Genomic DNA, 25418 nt, shown 5'->3' with positions numbered 1-25418 from the left:
GGGTGAGGCTACTCCCCGATCGAGTCGGTGACCGAGCGCGGGACGTCCATCGTGGTGTCCTCCCCCAGCCGGCGGGACTCGGGGACGTCCATCGCGTCGCAGATCGCGTGCCACACCTGCCGCGGCGGCAGGCCGGCGTCGAGCGCCTCGTTCACGGTGCGCCCGCCGAGCGCCTCAAGCACGTGGTGGCGCGCCAGGGTATGGGCGTACCCGGCGCCGAACTCGCCCTCCATGAGCGACCAGAACTGACTCATCCGCACCACTGCACCGTAACCGCGGGCCGGCGCTGTCACCGCAGGCGGGCATACTGCGGAGCGTGCGACTCATCACAGCCGACGAGGTCCCCACCAGCCTGGCCCGGACCCAGGAGCCGACCGCGGCCCCGGTGCGGGTCGCCCTGGTCCAGCACTCCTGGCGCGAGGACGGGGACGAGCTGGTGCGCGTGCTCACCGACGCGATCGGCCAGGCCGCGAGCGCCGGCGCGCAGATCGTCTTCCTGCCCGAGATCACCCTGCTGCGCTACCCCGCCGACGTGCTGCCGACCGAGCCTCCCGGCCCGGGCGCGGAGTCCCTCCAGGACGGCCCCACCGTCACCTTCGCCCGCGCGGCCGCGCGTGAGCACGGCGTCTTCGTCCACGCGTCCCTGTACGAGCGGGCCGAGCGACCCGACGGCTCCGACGAGGGCACCGAGCCCGACGGGCTCGGCTACAACACCGCGGTCGTGATCAGCCCGGACGGCGAGATCGTCGCCCGCACCCGCAAGACCCACATCCCCGTCACCGCCGGGTACTACGAGGACAAGTACTTCCGGGCGGGCCCGGCCGACGACCCCTACCCGGTGCACGAGGTGGCGCTGGGCGAAGGGGGGTCCTCCCCCCTTCGCCTCGGGTTGCCCACCTGCTGGGACGAGTGGTTCCCCGAGGTGGCCCGCGCCTACTCCCTCGGGGGCGCGCAGGTGCTCTGCTACCCGACCGCGATCGGGTCCGAGCCCGACCACCCCGACTTCGACACCCAGCCGCTGTGGCAGCAGGTGATCGTCGGCAACGGCATCGCCAACGGGCTCTTCATGGTCGTGCCCAACCGCACCGGCGACGAAGGGGTCAACGACTTCTACGGCTCGTCCTTCATCTCCGACCCGTACGGCCGGGTGCTCGTCCAGGCGCCGCGCGACGAGGAGGCGGTGCTCGTCGCCGACCTCGATCTCGCGCAGCGCGACGACTGGCTCGCGCTCTTCCCCTTCCTCTCGACCCGGCGGCCCGACACCTACGGCGTGCTTGCCGAGCCGATCAGGCCCGAGCACGAGCGCGTCGACCCGCACGCCGTGACGCAGGGCACCGAGGTCGAGAGATGACCGACTGGCGGATGCCGGCTGAGTGGGAGCGTCACGACCGCACCTGGATGGCCTGGCCGAGCTCCGGCTACACGCTCGGCGCGACTGTCGAGGAGGCCGACGATGCGCGGCGCACCTGGGCTGCCGTGGCGCGCGCGGTGGCCCGCTTCGAGCCGGTGACGATGGTCGTCACCCCGCCCGACGTCGGGGTGGCCCGCGAGCACCTCGGCACCGGCTCCGAGCACGAGATCGATATCGTCGAGGCAGACCTCGACGACGCCTGGATGCGCGACATCGGTCCCACCTTCGTCATCGCCGACGGCCGGCTCGGCGGCGTCGACTGGGTCTTCAACGGCTGGGGCGGCCAGGAGTGGGCCAGCTGGAGCCGCGACGCGCAGGTCGCTGGGCTCGTCACCGACGTCGCCGGCGCCACCCACCTGCCCTCGCCGATCGTCAACGAGGGCGGCGGCTTCCACGTCGACGGGCAGGGCACGGTGCTGCTCACCGAGACGGTCCAGCTCGACCCCGGCCGCAACCCCGGCGCGACGAAGGAGTCGATCGAGGCCGAGCTCGCCGCTCGCCTCGGGGTGACGACAGCGATCTGGCTGCCGCGCGGGCTGACCCGCGACTACGACGAGTTCGGCACCCGTGGGCACATCGACATCGTCGCCTGCTTCAGCGAGCCCGGCGTCGTCCTGCTCCACTGGCAGGACGACCCGGAGCACCCCGACCACGAGGTGAGCCGCGAGGCCGAGGCCGTCCTGCTCGCCGCCACCGACGCGAAGGGGGACCCGCTGCGGGTCGTCCGCGTCCCGGCCCCGCGGACCCTCCGCGACGACGAGGGTCCGGTCGACTGGAGCTACATCAACCACCTGGTGTGCAACGACGGGGTGGTCGCGTGCGTCTTCGACGACCCGCGCGACGAGGAGGCGCTCGCCGTCCTGCGTGAGGCCTACCCCGACCGCGAGGTCGTTGGCGTCGACGCCCGACCCCTCTTCGACCGCGGCGGGGGTATCCACTGCATCACCCAGCAGCAGCCGGCAATCTGAGGAGCGCCCTGGGCCGACCCACCGCACTCGGCGGAGTCGCACCGCCTGAGCGATTATCTTGCTTCATTAAGTTACCTCTGCAAGTATGTACCCATGGGCACTCTTGCACACGACCTGCACGTCCTCGTGCGACGCATGGACCGCGAGGCCGACCGCCGCCTCGCGGCCCTCGGGACGAGCTACTCCCGCTACGTCGTCCTGCTCGTCACCGGTGAGCAGCCCGGCCTGACCCAGCGAGACCTCGCCGAGGCGATCGGGGTCAGCGAGCCGGCGACGAGCCGGACGGTCGCGGCGCTCGTTGCGGGTGGGGCGATGGCCTCGGAACGCGTCCCCGGGACGGGCAACCGCCGGGCGCTCCACCTCACCGACGCGGGTCGCCGCCTCGTCGATGACGCGAGCGCAGTGCTCGGCAGCTCCTTCGACGACCTCGCCCGGTCGCTCGGGATCGACCCGGAGGCCATGGCCGCCGACGTCCGTCGGCTCGCCGAGACGGTAGAGGAGGGCTGAGCCTTGACCGACGACCTGCTCGTGACCCACCTCGCCGCCGCACTCGTCGCGCTGCCGCTCGGCGGCTACCAGCTCTTCCGCCGGACGAAGGGGGATGCCCGCCACGTCCTCGTCGGCCGGGTCTGGGTCGGGCTGATGCTCTACGTCGCGCTGTCCTCCTTCGGTCTGCGCGACCTCAACAACGGGTCCTTCAGCCTGCTGCACGTCCTCTCGATCGTCACGCTCGTCTCGCTCTCCCTCGGGATCTGGCGCATCCGCGCCGGCGACGTCCGCGCGCACCGAGGCGCCATGACCGGCAGCTGGCTCGGGCTGTGCGGTGCCTTCGTCGCCGCCGTCGCCGTCCCCGATCGGACGCTGCCGACCTTCGCCCTCGACCACCCGACCGGGGCCCTCGCAGCCCTCCTCGCCGTGGCGGCGACGAGTTGGGTCGTCATCCGGCTCGGCGGCCTCCTCGCCGACCGCGCTGCCCTGCCGGCAGCACCCCTTCGTCCGCCCGACTGACGGTCGGTGCGGGGCGAGGGGAGCTGCCGGGATCACCGCCCAGACAGGATCTCCTCGGCCATCGCCAGCCCGGCCTCACGCTCGGGCTGCATGATCCGGTCCGCCCCGAGCCGAGAGAGCGCGGTCGTGTGCTGGGCGGACCCGGACTTGGCCCAGATCTCCCGCACGCCGAGCGCCGTGAGCGCGGTCATGATAAGCAGCGAGGCCTCGACGTCGGTCACTCGAGGATGCACAGGGTGTCCTCGTCGATGCCGATCTGGGTCAGGGTTTCGACGTCGTGGGCCTCGGCGATGACGAGGTGCCGGATGTCGTCGGCGAGCGCCTGGACGAGCGTCTCGTCTCGGGGTGAGCACCGCGATCTGGCTGCCGCGCGGGCTGACCCGCGACTGCGGCGAGTTCGGCACCCGTGGGCACGTCGACATCGTCGCGTGCTTCGCCGAGCCGGGCGTCGTGCTGCTGCACTGGCAGGACGACCCGTCGCACCCGGACTTCGAGGTGAGCCGGGAGGCCGAGGCGGTGCTCGCGGCCGCGACCGACGCGAAGGGGGATCCGCTGCGGGTCGTCCGGGTGCCGGCACCTCGCACCCTCACCGACGACGAGGGTCCGGTCGACTGGAGCTACATCAACCACCTGGTGTGCAACGACGGGGTGGTCGCGTGCGTCTTCGACGACCCGCGCGACGAGGAGGCGCTCGCGGTGCTGCGCGAGGCCTACCCCGACCGCGAGGTCGTTGGCGTCGACGCCCGACCCCTCTTCGACCGCGGCGGGGGTATCCACTGCATCACCCAGCAGCAGCCGGCGCTCTGATCAGGCTCGTCCGTAGCGCAGGAAGAGGAAGTCGTCGGCCTCGTATGCGGCGGCCAGGGCCAGTCCCCGAGGGGCCGGGGCCGGCACATCGCCGGTGATGCGACTGGCATCTCCGCCGCCGACGAGTGTCGGTGAGATGGTGATCGACAGCTCGTCGACGAGGTCGTCGGCGACGAGGTCACCGAGGAGGCTGGGCCCCCCTTCGCTAAGGATCCGGGTCAGCCCGCGGGCTGCCAGCTCATCCACCGCCCGTGCGGCATCGACCCGCCGCTCGCCGGCGACGATCACCTCGGCGACCTCCCCGGCGCGCTCGATCCGGCCGGGTGGAGCGGTCGCGCAGGTGATCATGATCGGCCGTTCGGGGGCGTCGACGAAGGCCGGCGAGGACAGGTCGAGGTCGAGGCTGGCACTGACCACGGCGAGCTGCGGGTGGCGCAGCGGCCGGTCGCCGCGATGGTCCATGTCCTGCGGCCGGGTGCGCACGGCGCCGTACCCCTCCGCTCGCACCGTGCCCGCCCCGACGAGCACCACATCGCTGAGCGAGCGCTGCAGCAGGAGCAGGTCGAGGTCCACCGCTCCCGAGAGCGGCCCGGAGCGACCGTCGAGGACACCGGACCCGTCGACGCTGGAGACCATGTTCGAGCGCACGACCGGTCCGGGTCGTGAGGCGAAGGTGTACTCGGTGCCCGCGTCGACGCTGTCGGCGGGGGTGGGGAGCAGGCGGCGAAGGGTCGGCACGGCCGCAGGATGCCATCCTCGTGCCCCTGCCCTGCAGATGTGACGGGGGGCTGTCGGTCCTGGGTGGCAGGCTGTCCCCTGCGATGACCAGCCCCGACGTCCTCGAGCGCTTCTCCCCCGCGACCCGCGCGTGGTTCGAGAGCAGCTTCGCCGCGCCCACCGACGCCCAGCAGGGAGCCTGGTCGGCGATCAGCGCGGGCAGCCACGCGCTCGTCGTCGCGCCCACCGGGTCGGGCAAGACGCTCTCGGCCTTCCTCTGGGCGATCGACCGGCTCATCTCCACCCCACCGCCGCAGGAGCCGTTGGCCCGCTGCCGGGTGCTCTACATCTCCCCGCTCAAGGCGCTCGCCGTCGACGTCGAGCGCAACCTGCGCTCACCGCTGGTCGGCATCGGGCACGCCGCGACCCGGCTGGGTCTCGACGCGCCCGAGGTGAGTGTCTCGGTGCGCTCCGGCGACACCCCGGCCAGCGAGCGCCGCGCCTTCGCCAAGGCACCGAGCGACATCCTCATCACCACGCCCGAGTCGCTCTTCCTCATGCTCACCTCGGCCGCCCGCGACGCACTCGTCGGGGTCGAGACGGTCATCGTCGACGAGATCCACGCCCTCGCCGGGACCAAGCGCGGCGCTCACCTGGCACTGAGCCTCGAGCGGCTCGACGCCCTCCTCCCCCGGCCCGCTCAGCGGGTCGGCCTCTCGGCCACCGTGCGTCCGATGGAGGAGGTCGCCCGCTACCTCGCCGGGGGTCGTCCTGCCGAGATCGTCGCCCCGCCGTCGACGAAGGAGTGGGACCTCGACGTGGTCGTCCCGGTGGCCGACCTCGGCGAGCTCGGCCAGACCGTCGAAGAAGACCTCACCGGACCGGCCGCCGGGCAGCAGGCCCGCACCTCCATCTGGCCGCACGTCGAGGAGCGGGTCGTCGACCTCGTGCAGCAGCAGCGCTCCACCCTGGTCTTCGTCAACAGTCGCCGGCTCGCGGAGCGGCTCACCACCCGGCTCAACGAGATCCACGTCGAGAGGCTCGAGGCAGCGGCCGCCGCCGGCTCCCCCACGGACGAAGGGGGTGAGGTCACCCCGTCGTCCCCACCCGTCTCGAACGTCGCGACCCAGAGCCCGCCTGCCCAGGTGGGCGGGCAGGCCGGGACGGGCGGCGGCGTGCCCGCGATCCTCGCCCGCGCCCACCACGGCTCGGTGAGCAAGGAGCAGCGCGACGAGATCGAGGAGGCGCTCAAGGCCGGCCGCCTGCCGTGCGTCGTCGCGACGAGCAGCCTCGAGCTGGGCATCGACATGGGCTCGATCGACCTCGTGATCCAGATCGAGTCGCCGCCCTCGGTCGCCTCCGGCCTGCAGCGCGTCGGACGAGCCGGGCACCAGGTGGGGGCGGTCAGCCACGGGGTGGTGATGCCGAAGTTCCGCGGCGACCTCGTCCAGGCCACCGTCGTCGTCGAGCGCATGCGCAAGGGCGCCATCGAGTCCCTCACCGTGCCGACCAACCCCCTCGACGTCCTTGCGCAGCAGGTCGTCGCGATGTGCGCCCTCGACGACTGGACCGTCACCGATCTCGGCGCGCTCGTGCGCCGCTCCGCCCCCTTCGCCACTCTCGCCGAGCCGGTCCTCCAGGCGACGCTGGACATGCTCGCCGGGGCCTACCCCTCCGAGGACTTCGCCGAGCTGCGCCCCCGGATCACCTGGGACCGGGTCGCCGGCACCCTCACCGGGCGCCGCGGGGCGCAGCGGCTCGCGGTGACCAGCGGCGGGACCATCCCCGACCGGGGCCTGTACGGCGTCTTCCTCGCCGGCGGCGACGGTCCCGGCCGGCGCGTCGGCGAGCTCGACGAGGAGATGGTCTACGAGTCGCGTGTCGGTGACGTCTTCACCCTCGGCACGACCTCCTGGCGGGTCGAGGACATCACCCACGACCAGGTGCTCGTCACCCCCGCGCCGGGGCAGCCGGGCCGGTTGCCCTTCTGGCACGGCGACCAGCTCGGCCGCCCGGCCGAGCTCGGCGCCGCCCTCGGCGGCATGGTCCGCGAGCTCGTCGGCCTGCCCGCCACCGCCGCGCGTGAGCGCCTCGCCGCAGCCGGTCTCGACCCGTGGGCGGCGGACAACCTCGTCGGGTACCTGCACGAGCAGCGCGAGGCGACCCGGCACGTCCCCGATGACCGCACCATCGTCATCGAGCGCTTCCGCGACGAGATCGGCGACTGGCGGATCGCGGTGCTCTCCCCCTTCGGCGGGCAGGTGCACGCCCCGTGGGCGCTGGCGATCTCGGCGCGGATGCGCGAGCGCTACGGCATCGAGGTGCAGGCGATGCACGGTGACGACGGCATCGTGCTGCGACTGCCCGACTGGGAGGTCGACGCCGATGGCGGGCTCGGCGCCGGCGGCCGGATGGGTGAGGAGCTCATCGAGCTGATCACCCTTGACCCGCGCGAGATCCAGCCCCTCGTCACCGAGCAGGTCGGCGGGTCCGCGCTCTTCGCCGCCCGCTTCCGCGAATGCGCTGCCCGGGCCCTGCTGCTGCCGCGCCGGCGGCCCGACCGCCGCCAGCCGCTGTGGCAGCAGCGCCAGCGCGCCGCCTCGCTGCTCGAGGTGGCCAGCCGGTATCCCAGCTTCCCCATCGTCCTGGAGACCGTCCGCGAGGTGCTCCAGGACGTCTACGACGTCCCTGGCCTGGTGCGCCTCATGGAGGGCATCGAGCGCCGCGAGGTCACCCTCGTAGAGGTCGAGAGCCCGCGGCCCTCCCCCTTCGCCGCGTCGTTGATGTTCGGCTACGTCGCGCAGTTCCTCTACGAGGGCGACAGTCCTCTCGCCGAGCGGCGCGCGGCCGCGCTGACCCTCGACCCGGCGCTGCTGGCAGACCTCCTCGGGCAGGGCGAGCAGGTGGCGCTGGCCGACCTGCTCGATGTCGAGGCGTTGCAGCGCACCGAGGCCGAGCTGCAGCGCCTCGCCGACGGGCGGCGTGCCCGCGACGCCGAGGATGTCGCCGACCTGCTCCGGGCCCTCGGCCCGCTCTCGGCGGCGGCGATCGAGGAGCGGTCCGAGCCCGCCCTGAGGGGCGAAGGGGTGTCCGCCGCCCTGACCAGCCTGGCCCGGTCGCGCCAGGTGGTCGAGGTCACCGTCGCCGGGGAGGTCCGGTGGGCGGTCGTCGAGGATGCGGCACGGCTCCGCGACGCGCTCGGGGTGCCGCTTCCACCGGGCGTGCCCCAGGTCTTCCTCGAGCCGAGCGAGGACCCGCTCGGTGACCTGCTCTCGCGCTATGCCCGCACCCACGTCCCCTTCGCGGCCGAGGACGCGGCAGCGCACTGGGGCATCGGGACGGCGGTCGCGCGCGACGGTCTGCGCCGACTGACCCAGCGCGGGCGTGTGGTCGAGGGCGACCTGCGACCGTCCGAGCTGGGCGGAGGCAGCGGCGGCGACTTCTGCGACGCCGAGGTGCTCCGGCTGCTGCGGCGACGCTCGCTGGCCGCGCTGCGCCACGAGGTGGAGCCGGTGCCGCCCGAGCAGCTCGCCGCCTTCGTCCCTGTCTGGCAGGGCATCGGCGGGAGCATGCGGGGCGAGGACGGCGTGCTCCGTGTCGTCGAGCAGCTCGACGGCGTGCGGCTGCCCGCATCGGCGCTGGAGTCGCTCGTCCTTCCCGCCCGGGTGAGCGACTACGCACCGGGGATGCTCGACGCGCTCGTCTCGACCGGTGAGGTGCTCTGGGCCGGGCACGGCTCGCTGCCCGGCGACGACTGCTGGGTCTCGCTGCACCTGGCCGACACCGCCGCGCTCACCCTGCCGCCGGCGCAGCTCGAGGACCTGCCCGAGCCGCACCGCCAGGTGCTCGACGCGCTCAGCGGGGGCGGCTCCTTCCTCTTCCGCGCCCTGTCCGAGCAGGTCGGGTCGACCGACGACACCGAGCTCGCCGCGCTGCTGTGGGACCTCGTCCACCGCGGGCTGGCCAGCGGCGACACCCTCGCGCCGGTGCGCGGCCTGCTCGCCGGCGGCCGGACCGCGCACCGCACCCCGAGACGCCCGGTGGCGCGCACCCGCTACGGCCGGCGGACCAGCCTGGGCCGGGCGCCGCTTCCCTCGCGGACCGGGCCGCCGCAGGTCGCCGGCCGCTGGTCCCGCCTCCCGGAGGTGGAGACCGACCCGACGGTGCGGATCCATGCCTTCGCCGAGGGTCTGCTCGACCGGCACGGGGTGCTCACCCGGGGCGCGGTGCAGTCCGAGTCCGTGCCCGGAGGTTTCGCGGCGATCCACCGGGTGCTCACCGCCGCCGAGGAGGCGGGCCAGGTGCGGCGCGGCTACTTCGTCGAGGGGCTGGGCGGCTCGCAGTTCGCCGTGCCCGGCGCGGTCGACCAGGTCCGCTCGGCCTCCGGTGACGCCGAGGTGTGGGTGCTCGCCGCGACCGATCCCGCGAACCCTTACGGCGCGGCCCTGCGCTGGCCCGAGTCCGAAGGGTCGCACCAGCCCGGCCGCAAGGCCGGTGCGCTCGTGGTGCTCGTCGACGGCCGGCTCGTGCTCTACGTCGAGCGCGGCGGGCGCAGCCTGCTCTCGTGGAGCTCGGAGGAGGCGGTCCTGGGTCGGGCGGCCCGAGGGCTGGCCGAGGCCGTGGCGAAGGGCGCGCTCGGGCGCCTCACCGTGCAGCGGGCCGACGGTCAGCAGCTGCTGGGCAGCGAGCACCCGCTGACGCGGGCACTGGAGGAGGCCGGGTTCCACGCCACTCCGCGGGGCCTGCGGTTGCGCCGCGCACCTCGAGGGTCGGCTCGTGCCTGAGGGAGATACCGTCGCCCGCACCGCCGACCGGTTGCACCGCGCCCTCAGCGGGGTGCCGCTGGACCGGGTCGACCTGCGCTGGGGCACTCTCGACGGCTCGCCCCTGGTCGGGGCCCGCACCCTGGAGGTGGTCAGCCGGGGCAAGCACCTGCTGCACCGCGTCGAGGGCGGGTGGACGATCCACAGCCATCTGAAGATGGAGGGTCAGTGGCGGGTCGAGCGCCCGTCGTCCCCGTCGGGGCGCCGGTACGAACGCCACCCGCACGTGCGGGCGCTCCTCGATGCGCGCGGCTGGCGCTGCGTCGGCCTGCGACTCGGTCAGCTCGACCTGGTCCGCACCGACGAGGGCGAGCTCGTCGAGCACCTCGGCCCGGATATCCTAGACCCTACGGTCGATCTCGGCGCGGTCGCCGCCGCCGTGACGACGGACCCCCGCGGTCTGGCCGAGACCTTGCTCGACCAGCGGGTCGTGGCCGGGATCGGCACCTTCTGGGCGAGCGAGCTGCTCTTCATCAAGGCGTTGCCGCCGTGGTTACCGTCTGCTGAGGTACCCGTGGACTCCGTCCGGACGCTGCTGGAGCGCGGCGCCCGCCTCATGGCACGGGCCGCGCAGACCGGCTGGCAGTCCAGCACCGGTGAGACCCGCCGCGACCGGACGCAGTACGTCCACGCCCGGTCCGGTCGGCCGTGCCTGCGCTGCGGCGACACCGTGCGGGTCGCCTTGTCCGGCCCGCCGGGGCGCGAGCGCACGATCTTCTACTGCCCGCGGTGCCAGGGCGGTCTCGCCCCGACCGACGACGGGCGCCCGCAGCGGCCCCTCGGCGCCTCCGGTGGTCACCGCTGAGCGGAGAGGACCGGGATGCGCGAGCGGACCGCCTCGACCTGCCCGAGGTCGATCGTGCGCCCGAGCAGGCCCGGCTCTGAGCCGAGCTCGTCGACCGGGTTGCCGAGCGGGTCGATCACCGCGGAGTGACCGATACCCAGCGGCGCCGCCCCCTTCGCCTCCTGGTGCGCCTGCCCGGCCGCGACGAGCCAGGACTGGGAGTCCAGCGCCCGCGCCCGGGTGAGGGTCTGCCACTGCTCGAGCTTGCCCGGCCCGGCCCCCCAGGAGGTCGGCAGGGCGATCACCTCGGCCCCACGCAGGCCGAGGGCGGTGAACTGGTCGGCGAAGCGCACGTCGTAGCAGGTGGCGAGGCCGACTTGCACGGTCCCGCCCCGGCCGTCGGCGACCGGCGCCACGACGTACTCCTCTCCCGGGGCGACCGTATCTGACTCCTTCGAGCCGAAGGCGTCGAAGAGGTGGACCTTGCGATAGACCGCCTCTCCGGCGGGCCCGGTGAGCAGCACGGTGTTGTGCACCCGGCCACCGCCCGCCGGGGTGAAGAACCCGGCCGCGATGGTGATCCCCAGCTCGCCGGCGAGTCGGCGCAGCAGTGTCGGCGTCGCTCCGTCGTCAAGGTCCTCGGCCGCCGCGCGGACGGAAGATCCGAACCAGCTGCTCGTCGCCTCGGGGAAGACGACGAGCGCCGCTCCCTGGCGAGCTGCCTCTTGCGCTGCCCCGCGGACCTGTCGAAGGTTGTCCTCGCGGTCGTCGGTGGATCGGATCTGCGCCGCGGCCACGGTGAACGACCGCTGCGCAGGGGTGTCGTCGGTGCTCATGTCAGGCTCCTTGGGCGCTGGCGGTCGGTCTCGCCAGACTACGCATGCCAGACTCGGCACACGCCGAGCGCGGCGGCGATGCACTCACAGGTATTGGCCGAGCTGATCCAGTCCCTCCTCGCCAAGCACCTCTCCCGCGAGCAGCGGGATCTGGGTGACCGGCAGTCCGGGCAGCAGCTCGGCAAGCCGGGTGAGGTGTCCGTCCTCGACCTCGCGCCGAGCTGCCAGGAGATCCCCGGCGCCGGCGGGCGACCGCTTGTTGACGACCAGCGCCCCCACCGACATCCCGGCCCGACTCAGCTGAGCGTGCAGCTCGGCGCTCTCCAGGACCGGTAGGCGCTCGGCGGCGAGCACGATGACGAAGGCTGCGCGCTGCTCGTCCTGCAACAGGTCGCGCATCCCGCCCAGGCGTGCCTGCCGACGCTCCAGGATGGCCCGGATCTCCTCGTCGCGACGCTCCCGACGGTCTCGGGCCCCGCCGCGTTCGCCACCGTCCGGCGCCAGGCCCCGCGCTGCCGCACCGAAGCGGGCCGAGCGCTCCTGGCGCCGTAGCAGCCCGTCGGTCCATGCCTGCATCATCTCCGGGAGGGCCAGCAGCCTGGCGGTGTGACCGGACGGCGCGGTGTCGACGACGACGAGCTCCCCGGGCCGCCGCTGCTCGAGCACCTCAGCCAGCCGCTCGAGCACCGCTGCCTCATGGGTGCCCGGCGCGTCGCGGGCGAGATCGAGGTGACGCGCCACCTCGCCGTGGAGACGCTCCGGCATGAGCCGCTGGAGGGTGGAGCGCACGGCGCGCAGGTGGTCCTCGGTGGTCCGGGCGGGGTCGATCTCCAGACTCCGCAGGCCGCCGGCGCGGGTCGAAGCCGGCAGCAGGTCCACCGGCTCGTCCCCGACCTCTCTCCCCCAGAGGTGGCCGAGGTTGTGCGCGGGGTCGGTCGAGACCACGAGCGCCCTTCGCCCACTGCGCGCCGCGCCGAGCGCGAGCGCGCTGGCCACCGCGGTCTTGCCGACCCCGCCCTTGCCGCCCACGAAGATCACCTCGCGCTCGGCCGCGAGGGCATGCACCTCGCCCATCAGCAGCAGCTGAGGTGCTCGAGCGGGCTGGAGTCCAGGCCCATCCGGCGGTGCCAGGCGTGCACCTCGTCGTAGACCGCAGGCAGCAGCTCGAGGGTGTAGAAGGACGCCGGTCCTGGCACACCGAGCGCCTCAGCCATGACGATGACCATGAGCAGGTCGTCCTCCTCGCGCTGGGCCCGAGCCAGGGTGCGTCGGTAGGGAGCCGCGTACGCCTCCGCCAGTCCACGGCGCAGCCCCGCGAGCCGGCTGCGCCCGCTCACGTCCGCTCCTTCACCTCGGCCTCGCTCAGCTCGGCGAGCTCGGCGTCGTCGTCGCCGTCGTAGCCCCTCGCCTTGCTCATCGCGGTCACCGCCTCGACGAGCACCCAGACCGCGGCGACGAGGATCACGAGGTCGAGCCCGAGGAGGAGCCAGTTCTGCTCGCTCCAGAAGGTGCCCAGCTGGATGAAGAGGGCGTAGATCGTGACGATGCCCAGGAAGACCAGGGGCACGAGGGCAGGCAGCGGGGTCCGACCACGACGGATGAGCATGATCGCGACGATCGAGAGGCTCAGCGCCGCCATGAGCTGGTTGGTCGTGCCGAAGAGCGGCCAGATGAGCAGCCCGCCGGAGCCGTCGGCGCCGGCGCCGAAGGTCAGCGCGAGAGCCACGCCGACCGCGATGACCGTCGCGACGAGCTTGCCGAGCCGCACGCCGGCGATGTCGCCGATCTCCTGGACGACGAAGCGCTGCAGGCGCACCCCGGTGTCCATCGTCGTCGCGGCGAAGAGGATCGCGGTGGTGGCCATGACCGTCGCGGCGAGCGACTGCGGCAACCCCAGGCCCGCCTCGACGATCCGTCCACCACCTTCGACGAAGGCGGTCACGCCACCGTCGTTGAACGCCTGGTAGGTCTCCTCCCAGTCCGAGAGGGTGGCGAAGCCGGCGGTCGTCGCGATGATCGCGCCGAGGGCGAGCAGCCCCTCGCCGACCGCACCGAAGTAGCCGACGAACCGGGCGTCGCTCTCCTTGGCCAGCTGCTTGCTGCTCGTGCCCGAGCTGACCATGCCGTGGAACCCGCTGATCGCCCCGCAGGCGATGGTCACGAAGAGCAGCGGCACGAGCGACGGGGTGCCGTCGGGCACCTCCTGGTTGTACGACGGGGCGACGATCTGCGGGCGGGCCAGGAGCACCGAGCCGTAGAGGATGCCCAGGGCGATGAAGAGCTGCAACCCGTTGATGTAGTCACGGGGCTGGAGCAGCACCCACACCGGGAGCAGGGAGGCGATGCCGGCGTAGAGGAAGAGCAGGACGATCCAGACCGCCTTGTCGGGCAGGCCCAGCACCGTCTCGGGCAGCGCCAGCGGAGCCGAGTCGCCAATCCAGATGAGGGCGTAGAGGGCGAGGACGCCGACGACGGAGACGAGCGGCAGGCTCCAGCGCAGCCGGTAGATCGCCTGGCCGATGAGCAACGCGACGACGAGGGCACCCCAGGTCGGGATCACCGCCGTCGGTGTCGCGATGAGCAGGTTGGCGATGACGACGGCGAAGGCCGCGTTGACCATGAGCAGCAGCAAGAAGATCACGACGAGGAAGAGGTTGCGTCCCCGCGCGCCGATGTACCGCCCGGACAGCGCCCCGATCGAGCGGCCCCGGTTGCGCACCGACGCCCACAGCGCCCCCAGGTCGTGCGCTCCGGCGAAGAAGACCGTGCCGATCGTCACCCAGAGGAAGGCTGGCAGCCAGCCCCAGATGACCGCGACGGCGGGGCCGACGATCGGCGCGGCACCGGCGACGGAGGTGAAGTGGTGGCCCCACAGGACGAACTTGTTCGTCGGGACGTAGTCGACCCCGTCCTCGAGCTGCACCGCCGGGGTGGGCCGGGAGTCGTCCAGCGCGTAGATCTTCTCCGCGAGGAATCGCGAGTACAAGACGTAGCCGGCGAGGATCATGCCGATCCCGATGACGGAGAGCAGCAGGGAGTTCATGTCGTCACGTCCTCGTCGACGTCGGTGTGGTCTGCGTCACCCGACCGTACACGCCCCGATCTGGTCGAGCTGCCAGGCCCACTCCCACGCCGTTTGCTCCCACGCCGCGTAGCGCCCGGAGCGTCCGCCATGACCGGCCACCATCTCGGTGCGCAGCAGGATCGGTGCGGTCGCCGGGTCGTTCGTCGTCAGGTCGCGCAGCCGCGCCACCCACTTCGCCGGCTCGGTGAAGCTGACCCGGGTGTCGTTGAGCGAGGTCGTCGCGAGGATCGCCGGATAGGCGGTTGCGGCGACGTTCTCGTACGGGCTGTAGCCGCGCATGTAGTCGTAGACCTCGGCATGATGCAGCGGGTCGCCCCACTCGTCCCACTCCCCGACGGTCAGCGGCAGCTCCGGGCGCAGGATCGTCGTGAGCGCGTCGACGAAGGGCACCGCGGCGAGCACCGAGCGCCACAGCTGTGGCGCGAGGTTGGCAGCGGCACCGACGAGCAGGCCGCCGGCCGACCCCCCTTCGGCCGCCAGGCGGTCTTGGGCCACCCAGCCGGACTCGACGAGGTGGCGACCGCAGTCGACGAAGTCGGTGAAGGTGTTCTGCTTGCGCTCGAGCCGCCCGTCCTCGTACCAGGCGCGTCCCATCTCACCGCCGCCGCGCACGTGCGCCACGGCGTAGACGACCCCGCGGTCGAGCAGCGAGAGCCGCGCGATCGAGAAGTACGGGTCGAGGCTGATCTCGTAGCTGCCGTACCCGGTGAGCCACCCGGGGTTGCTCCCGTCCGGGACGACGCCGCGGCGAGTGACGATCGAGAGCGGGATCGTCGTGCCGTCCTCTGCGCTGACCCACTCGCGGCGCTGCTCGTAGTCCTTCAGGTCGACCCCGAGGACCGGCTGCTGCTTGAGCGTGACCTGCTCGCCGGTGGCGACGACGACGTCGAGGACGGTGCGCGGGCTGACCCAGCTCTCGTGGGTGACCCGCACCCGGTCGGTGTCCGGGTCGGCCGCGCCGATCAGCCCGAGCGTGGCCATGGGGTCCTCGCTGACCACCAGGTCGTGCGGGGCGGCGTAGTCGGACCCGGCGAAGGGGGCGGAGCGGGTCGTGCGCGGGAGCACCCGGGCGGCGGGCACCCCGTCCTTGCGAAGGGAGAGGACGGCGAAGTCGTCGTAGGCCTCGGCGTGGAGGAACCGCTCGCCGTCGACCCGCTCGAGCAGGGGCTGCCAGTCCTCGGAGGACGTCGAGTCCAGCGGGGCCCAGGAGAGGTCCCACTCGCGGTGGCGGCGGTTGTGGGTGATGAGCAGGTGGTCGGCGGCGGGCTCGACCTCGTACTCCACGCCCTCCTCTCGGGGAGAGACGCACCGCGCCGGCCCCGTCGGGTCGTCGGCGTCGATCAGATGGGTCTCGCTCGTGGTGCGGCTGCCGAGCGCGATGACGACCCAGCGGTCGTCGCGGCTCGGGGCGATGCCCATCCAGAAGCGCTCGTCGTCCTCCTGGTGGACCAGGACATCACCGGAAGCTGCGGACCCGACCTCGTGCCGCCACACCTGGTAGGGGCGCCACGCCTGGTCGACCCGCACCGTGAAGAGGTGAGAGCCGTCGCGGGAGAAGACCGCGCCGTAGCCCGCACCGCTGATGGCGTCGTCGAGGACCTCGCCGCTGGCGATGTCGAGCACGACGACGTCGAAGCGCTCGTCGCCGGCGGTGTCGACCGAGTAGGCCAGGCGGGTGTGGTCGGGGCTGACCTCGAAGGCGCCGAGGGCGAAGAAGTCGTGGCCCTCGGCCACCGCGTTCTCGTCGAGGAGCACCTGCTCGCCCGGCAAGGCCGCTCCCGGCTCGAGGTCGGGCACGTCGCTGCGGTCGCGCAGCGGCGCCCGGCAGTGGATGCCGTACTGAAGCCCCTCGACGGTGCGGGTGTAGTACCACCACGGCCCGGCGGGCATGGGCACGGTGAGGTCGGTCTCGAGGGTTCGTGAGCGGATCTCCTGCACGATCTCCTGCCGCACCGGCTCCAGGTGATCCGTCATCGCCTCGGCGTAGGCGTTCTCGGCGCGCAGGTGCTCCAGCACCTCTGCGGAGTCTCCGTCGCGCAGCCACTCGTAGGGGTCCTCGAAGACCTGCCCGTGGTGCTCTCGGCGCCAGCTGCCGGTGCGCGCGACGGGCGGCGTGGGACGGGCCGGGGACTGCTCACCCATCAGGCCGACACCGCTCGCGGGCCGAGGAGCACCTTGAGGTCGGCGATGAGCGCCTCGGAGACGTCGACCCGCCACGCCGGGTCCACCGCCATGGTGACCGACCGACCGGGTTGCATGAGCCGCAGGTGGACCTCGGTGGTGCCGGGGTGCTGGCCGAGCACGTCCTTGATCTGCTCGATCCGACCGGTGGTGGCCCGGCGCAGGTCCATCGAGAGGGTGATCGGGCCGCGTGGGCCGTCGGTGATCTCGGGGATCGTCAACGACTCGGCGTAGATGCTCACCGAGTCGTCGCGCACGTTGATCCGGCCCTTGACCACGACGACGATGTCCTGGGTGAGCATCGTTGAGACGGTCATGTAGGTCTTGGGGAAGAAGAGGCACTCGATCGAGCCCTCGAGGTCCTCGACGGTGGCGATCGCCCACAGGTCGCCCTTCTTGGTCCGCTTGACGGACAGGCCGGTGACGAGGCCGGCGATGGTCACGTCACCCTTGCGCTCCTCGAGGGACTCGGCCTGGGTGAGGCTAGAGATCGCGGTGTCGGCGGCGCGCTGGAGCACGTGCTCGACCCCGAAGAGCGGATGGTCGCTGACGTAGAGACCGAGCATCTCCCGCTCGAAGCTCAGCTTGGCCTGCTTGTCCCATTCGACGTCCGGGACGGTGCGCAGCCCCATCGCGTCGATGCCGGCGGGCGTGTCGTCGTCGTCGCCGCCGAGGAGATCCCAGAGGCTGTCCTGACCGACGGCTTCCTGGCGCTTGACCGAGACGAAGGCGTCGACGTACTCCTCGTGCACCATGACCAGCCCCTGGCGCGGGTGCTCGAGGTCGTCGAACGCTCCGGCCTTGATGAGCGACTCGATGGTGCGCTTGTTGCACACGACGGCGGGGCACTTGGAGAGGAAGTCCTCGAAGGAAGTGAAGCGGCCCTTCTCCTCGCGGGCGCGCACGATCGCGTCGACGACGTTGCGGCCGACGTTGCGGATCGCCTCCAGGCCGAACCTGATGTCCTCCCCCACGGCGGCGAAGCGTCCGACGGACTCGTTGACCGACGGGGGGAGCACGCGCACCTTCATGTGCCGGCACTCCCCGAGGTAGAGCGCCGACTTGTCCTTGTCGTCACCGACGGAGGTGAGCAGGGCGGCCATGTACTCGGCGGGGTAGTTGGCCTTGAGGTAGGCCGTCCAGTACGACACGAGGCCGTAGGCGGCGGTGTGCGCCTTGTTGAAGGCATAGTCGGAGAACGGGACGAGGACTCCCCACAACGCCGCGATCGACGCCTCGTTGTAGCCGCCGGCCTTCATCCCCTCGCTGAAGGGGACGTACTCGGCGTCGAGGACCTCCTTCTTCTTCTTGCCCATCGCGCGCCGGAGGAGATCGGCGTTGCCGAGGGTGTACCCCGCCAGCTTCTGCGCGATCTCCATCACCTGTTCCTGGTAGATGCACAAACCGTAGGTCGTGCCGAGGATCGGCTCGAGCGCCTCCACCATCTGCGGCTGCAGCTTGCCCTCGAGCTGGGGGTCTAGCGGTGTCGGCTTCTGCTTGCCGTTCTTGCGCAGCGCGAAGTTGGTGTGGGCGTTGACGCCCATCGGGCCGGGCCGGTACAGCGCGAGCGCGGCGGAGATGTCCTCGAAGTTGTCCGGCTGCATCAGACGCAGCAGGGTGCGCATGCCGCCACCGTCGAGCTGGAAGACCCCGAGCGTGTCCCCGCGCGCGAGCAGCTCGTAGGTCTTGGGGTCGGTCATGTCCTTGCTCAGCGCGTCGAGGTCGATCTCGAGGTCGCGGTTGAGCTTCACGTTCTCCAGGGCGTCGTCGAGGATCGTGAGGTTGCGCAGGCCGAGGAAGTCCATCTTGACCAGGCCGAGGTTCTCGCAGCTCGGGTAGTCGAACTGGGTGAGCACCTGCCCGTCCTGGAGGCGCCGCATGATGGGGATGACGTCGATCAGCGGCTCGCTGGACATGATCACGCCGGCGGCGTGCACCCCCCACTGCCGCTTCAGGCCCTCCAACCCCTTCGCGGTCTCGAGGATCTCCGCGAAGTTCGACTCGCTCGCGACGAGGTCGCGGAACTCCTGGCCCTCGGCATAGCGCTCGTGCTCGCTGTCCCACATCTTGCTCAGCGGCACGCCCTTGCCCATGACGTCGGCGGGCATGGCCTTGGTCAGCTGTTCACCGACGGCGAAGGGGTGACCCATCACCCTGGCCGCATCCTTGACCGCTTGCTTGGCCTTGATCGTCCCGTAGGTCGCGATCATCGCGACGCGTTCGTCGCCGTACTTCTCGGTGACGTAGCGGATCACCTCGCTGCGGCGCCGCTCGTCGAAGTCGACGTCGAAGTCGGGCATCGACCTACGCTCGGGGTTGAGGAAGCGCTCGAAGATCAGGCCGTGCGGGACCGGGTCAAGGTCGGTGATCCCCATCGCATACGCGCACATCGAGCCCGCTCCGGAGCCTCGCCCGGGCCCCACCCGGATGCCGTTGTCCTTGGCCCAGTTGATGAAGTCCGCCACGACGAGGAAGTACCCCGGGTATCCCTTTCCGACGATCACCTCGATCTCGTAGTCGGCCTGCCGGGTGGCGTACTCGGGCACACCGTCGGGGAAGCGCTTGGCCAGCCCCGAGCGCACCTCCTTGACGAACCACGACTCCTCGGTCTCCCCGGGCGGGCAGTCGAAGCGCGGCATGAAGCGCCCTTCGCCCTCGGTGAAGGACACCTCGCACATGTCGGCGACGAGGAGGGTGTTGTCGCACGCCTCCGGCAGCTCACGCCACAGGTGACGCATCTCATCCGGCGACTTCAGGTAGTAGCCGTCGCCCTCGAAGGAGAACCGGTCCGGGTCGAGCAGCGTCGACCCGGAGTTGATGCACAGCAGCGCGTCCTGCGCGATGCTGTCCTCCTTCTTGACGTAGTGCAGGTCGTTGGTCGCCAGCAGCGGCAGCCCGAGCTCGCGCCCGAGCCGCAGCAGGTCCTCGCGGACCCGGCGCTCGATGGCGATGCCGTGGTCCATCAGCTCGAGGAAGTAGTGCTCCGCCCCGAAGATGTCGCGGAACTCCGACGCCGCCGCGAGCGCCTCGTCGTACTGCCCCATCCGCAGCCGGGTCTGGATCTCGCCCGACGGGCAGCCGGTCGTGGCGATGAGCCCCTCGCCGTACTGGCTCAGCAGCTCGCGGTCCAGGCGCGGCCACTTCGCGTAGACCGAGTCCAGCGACCCGCGCGAGCTCATCGTGAAGAGGTTGTGCATGCCGGTGTTGTTGCGGGCCAGCAGCGTCATGTGGGTGTACGCGCCACCACCGGAGACGTCGTCGCGCGGGTTGCTCCGGTCACCGCCGAAGCGCACCCGGGTCTTGTCGCTGCGGTGCGTCCCCGGCGCCACGTAGGCCTCGACCCCGATGATCGGCTTGACGTCGTACTTCTGCGCCGTCGACCAGAACTCGTAGGCCCCGAAGAGGTAGCCGTGATCGGTCGTCGCGATCGCCGGCATCCCCATCTCCTGGGCGGTCGCGAACATGTCCTCGATCCGGGCCGCACCGTCGAGCATCGAGTACTCGGTGTGGTTGTGCAGGTGGACGAAGTTCTTCTCGCGAGGCAGGGGCTGTGGCATCCCCGCGATTCTAGGACGAGGCGCTGACACCCCTTCGCCAGCCGCCACGGGGCGGCGGGACTCGCTACGGTCTGATGCCATGTTCGTCCCGATGTCCGTCAACGACTTCATCGACCGCGCAGCGACGGTCTACGGCGACCGGGTGGCGGTGGTCGACGAACCGGACCAGCCCGCTCCCCCGCTCGAGGGCCTCACCTCCACCCGCCTACGCGAGCTGGCCCACGCCCAGGCGGCCCACCTCGACGCCCTGGGCGTCGGGCCCGGCGAGCGGGTCGCCGTCGTCTCGCAGAACTCGGCGCGGCTGCTCGTGAGCTTCTTCGGCGTGTGCGGGTCGGGTCGGGTGCTCGTCCCGGTCAACTTCCGCCTCGCCCCGGAGGAGGTGCGGTACATCGTCGAGCACTCCGGCGCCCGGGTGCTCTACATCGACCCCGAGCTCACCGCCATCCGGGCGGAGGTGAGTGCCGAGCACACGTTCGTCCTCGGTGAGGACGAGGACCTCTTCGGTACCGAGCGCGAGGACTCTCCCGAGCCGCGAGCGTGGCAGCCGGACGAGAACGCGACGGCGACGATCAACTACACCTCGGGGACCACGGCCAGGCCGAAGGGGGTGCAGATCACCCATCGCAACATCTGGGTCAATGCCCTCACCTTCGCGCTGCACGCCGGGATCACCGACCGAGACGTGTACCTGCACACCTTGCCGATGTTCCACGCCAACGGCTGGGGCATGCCCTTCGCGCTGACCGGGCTGGGCGTCCCGCAGGTCGTGCTGCGCAAGGTCGACGGGGCCGAGATCCTGCGGCGGGTGGAGGAGCACGGCGTCACCGTGATGTGTGCCGCCCCCGCCGTGGTCGCCGCCGTCCTCGACGCAGCCGCTCGGTGGAAGGGCGAGATCCCGGGTCGGGACCGCGTGCGGATCATCGTCGCCGGCGCTCCGCCGCCCACCGAGACCGTCGCCCGGGTCGAGTCGGAGCTGGGCTGGGAGTTCATCCAGATCTACGGGCTGACCGAGACCAGCCCGCTGCTGACGATCAACCGCGCCCGCGCCGAGTGGGACGAGCTCCCGGCCCAGGAGCGGGCCACCCGGCTCGTCCGGGCCGGGGCGCCGGCGCTGGGCGTGCGGATGGCGCTCTCGGACTCCGGCGAGCTGCTCGCCCGGAGCAATGTCGTCATGGAGGGGTACTGGGAGCAGCCGGAGGAGAGCGCGCGGGCGCTGGAGGACGGGTGGTTCCACACCGGCGACGGCGGCTCGATCGACGACGAGGGCTACGTCACCATCAGCGACCGACGCAAGGACGTCATCATCACCGGCGGGGAGAACGTGTCCTCGATCGAGGTCGAGGACGTGATCTTCTCCCACCCCGACGTGACCGAGGTGGCCGTGATCGGAGTGCCCAGCGAGAAGTGGGGCGAGACGATCAAGGCCCTCGTCGTCCTCACCGAGGGCAGCACCGCGACCGAGGCGGACATCATCGCGTGGTGCAAGAGCCGGATCGCCGGGTACAAGGCGCCTACCTCGGTCGAAATCCGCGAGGACCTCGCCCGCACCGCGACCGGCAAGCTGCAGAAGTTCAAGCTGCGCGCCCCGTACTGGCAAGGCCAGGACCGAGGCGTCAGCTAGGGCGCGCCCGAGCGCCCGGTCGGGCGAGGGTGGACCGGTCAGGCCAGGTCGTCCAACCGGTCCAGCGCCTCCTGCAGGTCTGCCGGGTAGCTGCTGCGGAACTCGACGTACTCCCCCGACCCCGGGTGGACGAAGCCCAGCCCCATCGCGTGCAGCCACTGCCGTTGCAATCCCAGACGAGTCCCGAGCGAGGGGTCCGCGCCGTACATCGGGTCGCCCACGCACGGGTGCTTCAGCGCGGCCATGTGCACCCTGATCTGGTGGGTCCGTCCGGTCTCGAGGTGCACCTCGAGCAGGGACGCGTGCCGGTAGGCCTCGATCAGCTCATAGTGCGTCACCGCCGGCTTGCCCGAGTCCATGACCGCGAACTTGAAGTCGTGCCCCGGGTGCCGGCCGATCGGCGCGTCGATCGTGCCGACGAGCGGGTCGGGCAGGCCCTGGACCAATGCGTGGTAGACCTTGTCGACCGTGCGCTCCTTGAAGGCGCGCTTGAGCACCGAGTAGGCGTGCTCGCTCTTGCACACCACCATCAGCCCGGAGGTGCCGACGTCGAGGCGAGAGACGATGCCCTGACGCTCGCTCGCCCCGCTCGTGCTGATCCGGTAGCCCGCCGCCGCGAGACTCCCGAGCACCGTCGGCCCGCTCCACCCGACGCTCGGGTGCGCGGCCACCCCGACCGGCTTGTCGACGACGACGATGTCGTCGTCGTCGTGGATGACGCGCATGCCCGGCACCGGCTCGGCGACCACCTCCAGGCCCGGGGTCTCCCCGGGAGAGGGCAGCGAGATCTCGACGTGGCTGCCCGGATGGACGCGCTCGGACTTCGTCGCGGCCGCACCGTCGAGGAGGATCTTGCCCTCCGCCGCCAGGTCGGCGGCCTTGCTGCGCGACACCCCGAAGAGCCGGGCGACGGCGGTGTCGAGCCGCTCCCCGGCCAGCCCGTCGGGGACGAGGACGTTGCGCACCTCAGGCATGGTCCTCCCCCTTCGCCCCGACGACGCCGGGCTCCTCCCCGGCTCGGGCGTGCCGCCCGCCCTTGACCCCGTCCAGCCCGACGTCGCTGAGGCTGAGCCAGAGCAGGCCCACAGCGCCGATGACGATCGCGACGTCGGCGATGTTGCCCACGAAGAGGCCGCCGTAGTCGATGAAGTCGATGACGTGCCCCTTGCCCGGCGCGGGCTCCCGGAAGAAGCGGTCGTAGAGGTTGCCGAGAGACCCGCCGAAGAGCGCACCCAGCGACAGCGCCCAGCCGACGCTGCGGGTGCGCCAGGCGGCAACGGCGACGACGACGGTGATCACCACGGCCAGGCCGGTCATGACGAGCGTGCTCGAGCCCCCCAGGCTGAACGCCGCGCCCGGGTTGCGGATGAGGCGCAGGCTGAGCAGGTCGCCGAGGAGCGGGACGACGTGACCGTCGTCGAGGGATCGGAGGGCCCAGACCTTGCTCGCCTGGTCGGCGACCAGGCAGGCTGCGGCGACGAGGGCGAAGGGGGTGAGCGTGGCCCTGGTCAGCGCCGCTCCTGCTTGGTCTTGCATGGCACGCACAGGGTCGCACGCGGATAGGCCTGAAGTCGAAGCTTGCCGATCGCGTTGCCGCAGGACTCGCACTGCCCGTAGCTACCGTCCTCGAGGCGCTCGAGCGCGTGCAGGTTCTGGATCAGCATCGAGCGGGCGTTGTTGGTGAGCGTGATCTCCTGCTCGCGCTCGAAGGTCTTGGCGCCCTGGTCCGCCTGGTCGTCGCCCGCGCCGTCGGCGTGATCGCGCATGAGGTCGACCAGCTCGTGCTCGGCCACCTCGATCTCCTCGCGGAGGCGCTCGACCTCGCCCTCGATCTCGGCCCGCACCGACTTCAGCTCGGACTTGGTCCACGGGCTCTCGTCCTCACGGACCACGAGTCGCGGGGCGAGCGTGCCGGCGCTGCTCCGCCCGCGACGGGGGGCGGTCTGCGACGACGCCCTGGTCGCGGTCTTCTTCGTCGGCGCTGCGTTCTTCGCCGTGGCCTTCTTCGCCGTGGCTTTCTTCGCGCTGGTCTTCGTGCTCTTCTTCGCCGGCACTGCCTTCTTCGGCGTGGCCTTCTTCGCGCTGGTCTTCTTCGCGCTGGCCTTCGTGCTCTTCTTCGCCGGCACTGCCTTCTTCGTCGTGGCCTTCTTCGCGCTCTTCTTCGCCGGCGCCGCCTTCTTCGCCGAGGTCGACGTCTTCGCGGTGGCCTTCTTCGTGGCGCCCGTCTTCTTGGGCGGCGCCTTCTTCGCCGATCCGGCGGATGTCGACCTGGCCATGACCGTCCTCACGTCGAACGACCCGCATGGTGCGGGCCGAGGGTGGCCGCAGGATAGACGCTCCCTACGGCCGACGGCTACCGGAACGCGCCCGGAGATGCGGAACGGGGCGGTGCATCGTCACGATGCACCGCCCCGCCCGTGGTCTGCGGGTACCGCTCGATCAGGCCTGCTTCTGCTCCTGGCGCGGGTCACCCTTGGGCTGAACCCCCACCGTGTCGAGCTCGCGAAGCTGCCCGGAGATGTAGTCCTTGAGCCGGCTGCGGTAGTCCTTCTCGAAGGCCTTGAGGTCCGCGATCTGCTTCTCGATCGTGGACTTCTGCTGCTCGAGCTCTCCGAGGATGCGCTTGCGCTTGTCCTCCGCCTCGGCAACCATGCCCTCCGACTTCGTCGTGGCGTCGCCGATCAGCTTGTCGCGCTGGCTGGTGCCCTCGCCGATCAGCTTCTCGTTCTGCGCCCGGCCCTTGGCGACGAGGTCGTCGTGCTCGGCCTGGCCCTTGGCGCGGGTCTCCTGCGCATTGGCCTGGGCCTCGGCGACCAGCTTGTCGCGCTGGCTCTGGCCCTCGGCCACGTGCTCGTCGTGCAGCTTCTGCGCCAGGGCGATCAAGCCCGCTGCGCCGCCCCCACCGGCGGCTGCGCCTCCGGCCAGGGCCGCCATGCTGCTGCTGCCGTCGCTCTGCGGCGGCGTGGCCGCGCCGGCCTCCTCCATCCGACGACGCGAGTCGGCCTCGGCCTTCTCGGCGTCGGCGTTCGCCTTCGTGATCCGCTCCTGGGCGGCCCGCTCGGCCTCGTCGGCACGCGCGTTGACCGTGCTGATCCGCTCCTCGGCACCTCGCTCTGCGTCGGCGACCTGCGCGTCCTGGTCCTTGCGGGCCTTCTCGTCGCGGCCTCGCGCGGCGTCGGCGCTCTTGTCCTGCGCGTCCTGCTCGCTTGCCTTGGCGCGGGCGTCCTCGAGGGCGGACTCGGTCCGCTCCAGCCGAGCCTTGAGCTCGCGGTTCTCCTTGAGCAGCGAGTCGTTCTCCTTGGCGATCGCACCGTCGTCGGCCGCTCCAGCACCCGACCCCGCGGCGGCCGCGGTGGACTCGCCCGTCGCGGCAGAGCCACCGTCCTGGACGCGGGCGCGCAGGTCCTCGTTCTCCTTGACCATCCGTCGCATCTCCGCGACGACCTCGTCCAGGAAGTCGTCGACCTCCCGCTCGTCGTAGCCACGACGGAACTGGGTCTGGGTGAACGTCTTGTTGAGGACGTCCTCTGGCGTCAGCGCCATCTTTTCTCCTCGTTGCACGGTCATCGCGCCCTGAAGGACATCGGGCGCCGATGCATCAGCAGGCGTACCGCGTCAGC

20 protein-coding genes and 1 pseudogene are annotated in these 25418 nt (G+C 71.7%); 8 read left to right on the top strand and 13 right to left on the bottom strand.

From position 1 onward, the window contains the following. Window positions 1-8: 8 nt before the first annotated feature. The gene (locus tag FB557_RS09465) at window positions 9-254 is read right to left on the bottom strand and encodes a DUF3046 domain-containing protein (RefSeq protein WP_342778930.1); all 246 of its coding nucleotides are present in this window, start codon (window positions 252-254) and stop codon (window positions 9-11) included. A gap of 62 nt (window positions 255-316) precedes the next feature. Between FB557_RS09465 and FB557_RS09460 the strand changes: the two genes are divergently transcribed. The 4 genes from FB557_RS09460 (at window position 317) to FB557_RS09445 (ending at window position 3387) form a co-directional block, all read left to right on the top strand. Continuing rightward, the gene (locus tag FB557_RS09460) at window positions 317-1351 is read left to right on the top strand and encodes a nitrilase-related carbon-nitrogen hydrolase (RefSeq protein WP_144857367.1); all 1035 of its coding nucleotides are present in this window, start codon (window positions 317-319) and stop codon (window positions 1349-1351) included. Then, complete coding sequence (locus FB557_RS09455; RefSeq protein WP_144857366.1) at window positions 1348-2379, top strand: agmatine deiminase family protein; 1032 nt, start codon at window positions 1348-1350, stop codon at window positions 2377-2379. The genes FB557_RS09460 and FB557_RS09455 overlap by 4 nt, the downstream gene beginning before the upstream one ends. Before the next feature lie 93 nt (window positions 2380-2472). Then, the gene (locus FB557_RS09450) at window positions 2473-2886 is read left to right on the top strand and encodes a MarR family winged helix-turn-helix transcriptional regulator (RefSeq protein ID WP_144857365.1); all 414 of its coding nucleotides are present in this window, start codon (window positions 2473-2475) and stop codon (window positions 2884-2886) included. A gap of 3 nt (window positions 2887-2889) precedes the next feature. Further along, on the top strand, window positions 2890-3387 hold the full coding sequence (locus FB557_RS09445; protein WP_144857364.1) for a DUF2306 domain-containing protein: 498 nt from the start codon (window positions 2890-2892) through the stop codon (window positions 3385-3387). 32 nt (window positions 3388-3419) lie between these two features. On the opposite strand, the gene FB557_RS09440 is transcribed toward FB557_RS09445, so the two are convergent. Then, window positions 3420-3620, bottom strand: coding sequence for a hypothetical protein (locus tag FB557_RS09440; RefSeq protein WP_144857363.1), 201 nt, complete (start codon window positions 3618-3620; stop codon window positions 3420-3422). A 97-nt stretch (window positions 3621-3717) separates the two neighbouring features. On the opposite strand from FB557_RS09440, the pseudogene FB557_RS09435 reads away from it, so the two are divergent. Beyond that, window positions 3718-4194 (top strand): annotated as a pseudogene (locus FB557_RS09435) (agmatine deiminase family protein); the annotation flags it as partial. Here the strand turns inward: FB557_RS09435 and FB557_RS09430 are convergent. Next, window positions 4195-4932 (bottom strand): pyrimidine reductase family protein, encoded by a 738-nt coding sequence (locus FB557_RS09430; RefSeq protein ID WP_144857361.1) that lies wholly within the window; start codon window positions 4930-4932, stop codon window positions 4195-4197. 83 nt (window positions 4933-5015) lie between these two features. Between FB557_RS09430 and FB557_RS09425 the strand changes: the two genes are divergently transcribed. Both FB557_RS09425 and FB557_RS09420 read left to right on the top strand, forming a co-directional pair. Beyond that, complete coding sequence (locus FB557_RS09425) at window positions 5016-9695, top strand: ATP-dependent helicase (RefSeq protein ID WP_144857360.1); 4680 nt, start codon at window positions 5016-5018, stop codon at window positions 9693-9695. Continuing rightward, window positions 9688-10539, top strand: coding sequence for a DNA-formamidopyrimidine glycosylase family protein (locus FB557_RS09420; protein ID WP_144857359.1), 852 nt, complete (start codon window positions 9688-9690; stop codon window positions 10537-10539). The genes FB557_RS09425 and FB557_RS09420 overlap by 8 nt, the downstream gene beginning before the upstream one ends. On the opposite strand, the gene FB557_RS09415 is transcribed toward FB557_RS09420, so the two are convergent. From FB557_RS09415 to dnaE, 6 genes are all read right to left on the bottom strand, one after another. Beyond that, the gene (locus FB557_RS09415; protein WP_144857358.1) at window positions 10530-11354 is read right to left on the bottom strand and encodes a carbon-nitrogen hydrolase family protein; all 825 of its coding nucleotides are present in this window, start codon (window positions 11352-11354) and stop codon (window positions 10530-10532) included. The two genes, FB557_RS09420 and FB557_RS09415, sit on opposite strands and share 10 nt — an antisense overlap. A gap of 84 nt (window positions 11355-11438) precedes the next feature. Next, on the bottom strand, window positions 11439-12428 hold the full coding sequence (locus FB557_RS09410) for an ArsA family ATPase (RefSeq protein WP_144857357.1): 990 nt from the start codon (window positions 12426-12428) through the stop codon (window positions 11439-11441). Continuing rightward, a complete protein-coding gene (locus FB557_RS09405; RefSeq protein ID WP_144857356.1) occupies window positions 12428-12691 on the bottom strand; it encodes a cory-CC-star protein in 264 nt (87 codons plus the stop codon). Before FB557_RS09405 ends, FB557_RS09410 begins: the two co-directional genes overlap by 1 nt. Then, window positions 12688-14397, bottom strand: coding sequence for a carbon starvation CstA family protein (locus FB557_RS09400; RefSeq protein WP_144857355.1), 1710 nt, complete (start codon window positions 14395-14397; stop codon window positions 12688-12690). The genes FB557_RS09405 and FB557_RS09400 overlap by 4 nt, the downstream gene beginning before the upstream one ends. A gap of 36 nt (window positions 14398-14433) precedes the next feature. Beyond that, window positions 14434-16581, bottom strand: coding sequence for a S9 family peptidase (locus FB557_RS09395; protein WP_144857354.1), 2148 nt, complete (start codon window positions 16579-16581; stop codon window positions 14434-14436). Continuing rightward, the gene (gene dnaE, locus FB557_RS09390) at window positions 16581-20177 is read right to left on the bottom strand and encodes a DNA polymerase III subunit alpha (RefSeq protein WP_144857353.1); all 3597 of its coding nucleotides are present in this window, start codon (window positions 20175-20177) and stop codon (window positions 16581-16583) included. Before dnaE ends, FB557_RS09395 begins: the two co-directional genes overlap by 1 nt. 79 nt (window positions 20178-20256) lie before the next feature. Between dnaE and FB557_RS09385 the strand changes: the two genes are divergently transcribed. Next, window positions 20257-21798 (top strand): AMP-binding protein, encoded by a 1542-nt coding sequence (locus FB557_RS09385; RefSeq protein ID WP_144857352.1) that lies wholly within the window; start codon window positions 20257-20259, stop codon window positions 21796-21798. Between the two features lie 38 nt (window positions 21799-21836). On the opposite strand, the gene FB557_RS09380 is transcribed toward FB557_RS09385, so the two are convergent. The 4 genes from FB557_RS09380 to FB557_RS14720 form a co-directional block, all read right to left on the bottom strand. Continuing rightward, window positions 21837-22772: an RluA family pseudouridine synthase gene (locus FB557_RS09380; RefSeq protein WP_144857351.1), complete on the bottom strand. Its 936-nt coding sequence runs from the start codon at window positions 22770-22772 to the stop codon at window positions 21837-21839. Further along, window positions 22765-23334 (bottom strand): signal peptidase II, encoded by a 570-nt coding sequence (lspA, locus tag FB557_RS09375; RefSeq protein ID WP_144857350.1) that lies wholly within the window; start codon window positions 23332-23334, stop codon window positions 22765-22767. Before lspA ends, FB557_RS09380 begins: the two co-directional genes overlap by 8 nt. Next, complete coding sequence (locus FB557_RS09370) at window positions 23307-24074, bottom strand: TraR/DksA family transcriptional regulator (protein ID WP_144857349.1); 768 nt, start codon at window positions 24072-24074, stop codon at window positions 23307-23309. Before FB557_RS09370 ends, lspA begins: the two co-directional genes overlap by 28 nt. A 163-nt stretch (window positions 24075-24237) precedes the next feature. Next, on the bottom strand, window positions 24238-25341 hold the full coding sequence (locus tag FB557_RS14720) for a DivIVA domain-containing protein (RefSeq protein WP_170236254.1): 1104 nt from the start codon (window positions 25339-25341) through the stop codon (window positions 24238-24240). Between the last annotated feature and the right edge of the window lie 77 nt (window positions 25342-25418).

Origin of the sequence: Marihabitans asiaticum, assembly GCF_007828725.1 — a bacterium.
Classification (GTDB): domain Bacteria; phylum Actinomycetota; class Actinomycetes; order Actinomycetales; family Dermatophilaceae; genus Marihabitans; species Marihabitans asiaticum.
The sequence above is the reverse complement of the archived record's forward strand: the minus strand, read 5'-3'. Positions and strand labels throughout refer to the sequence as shown.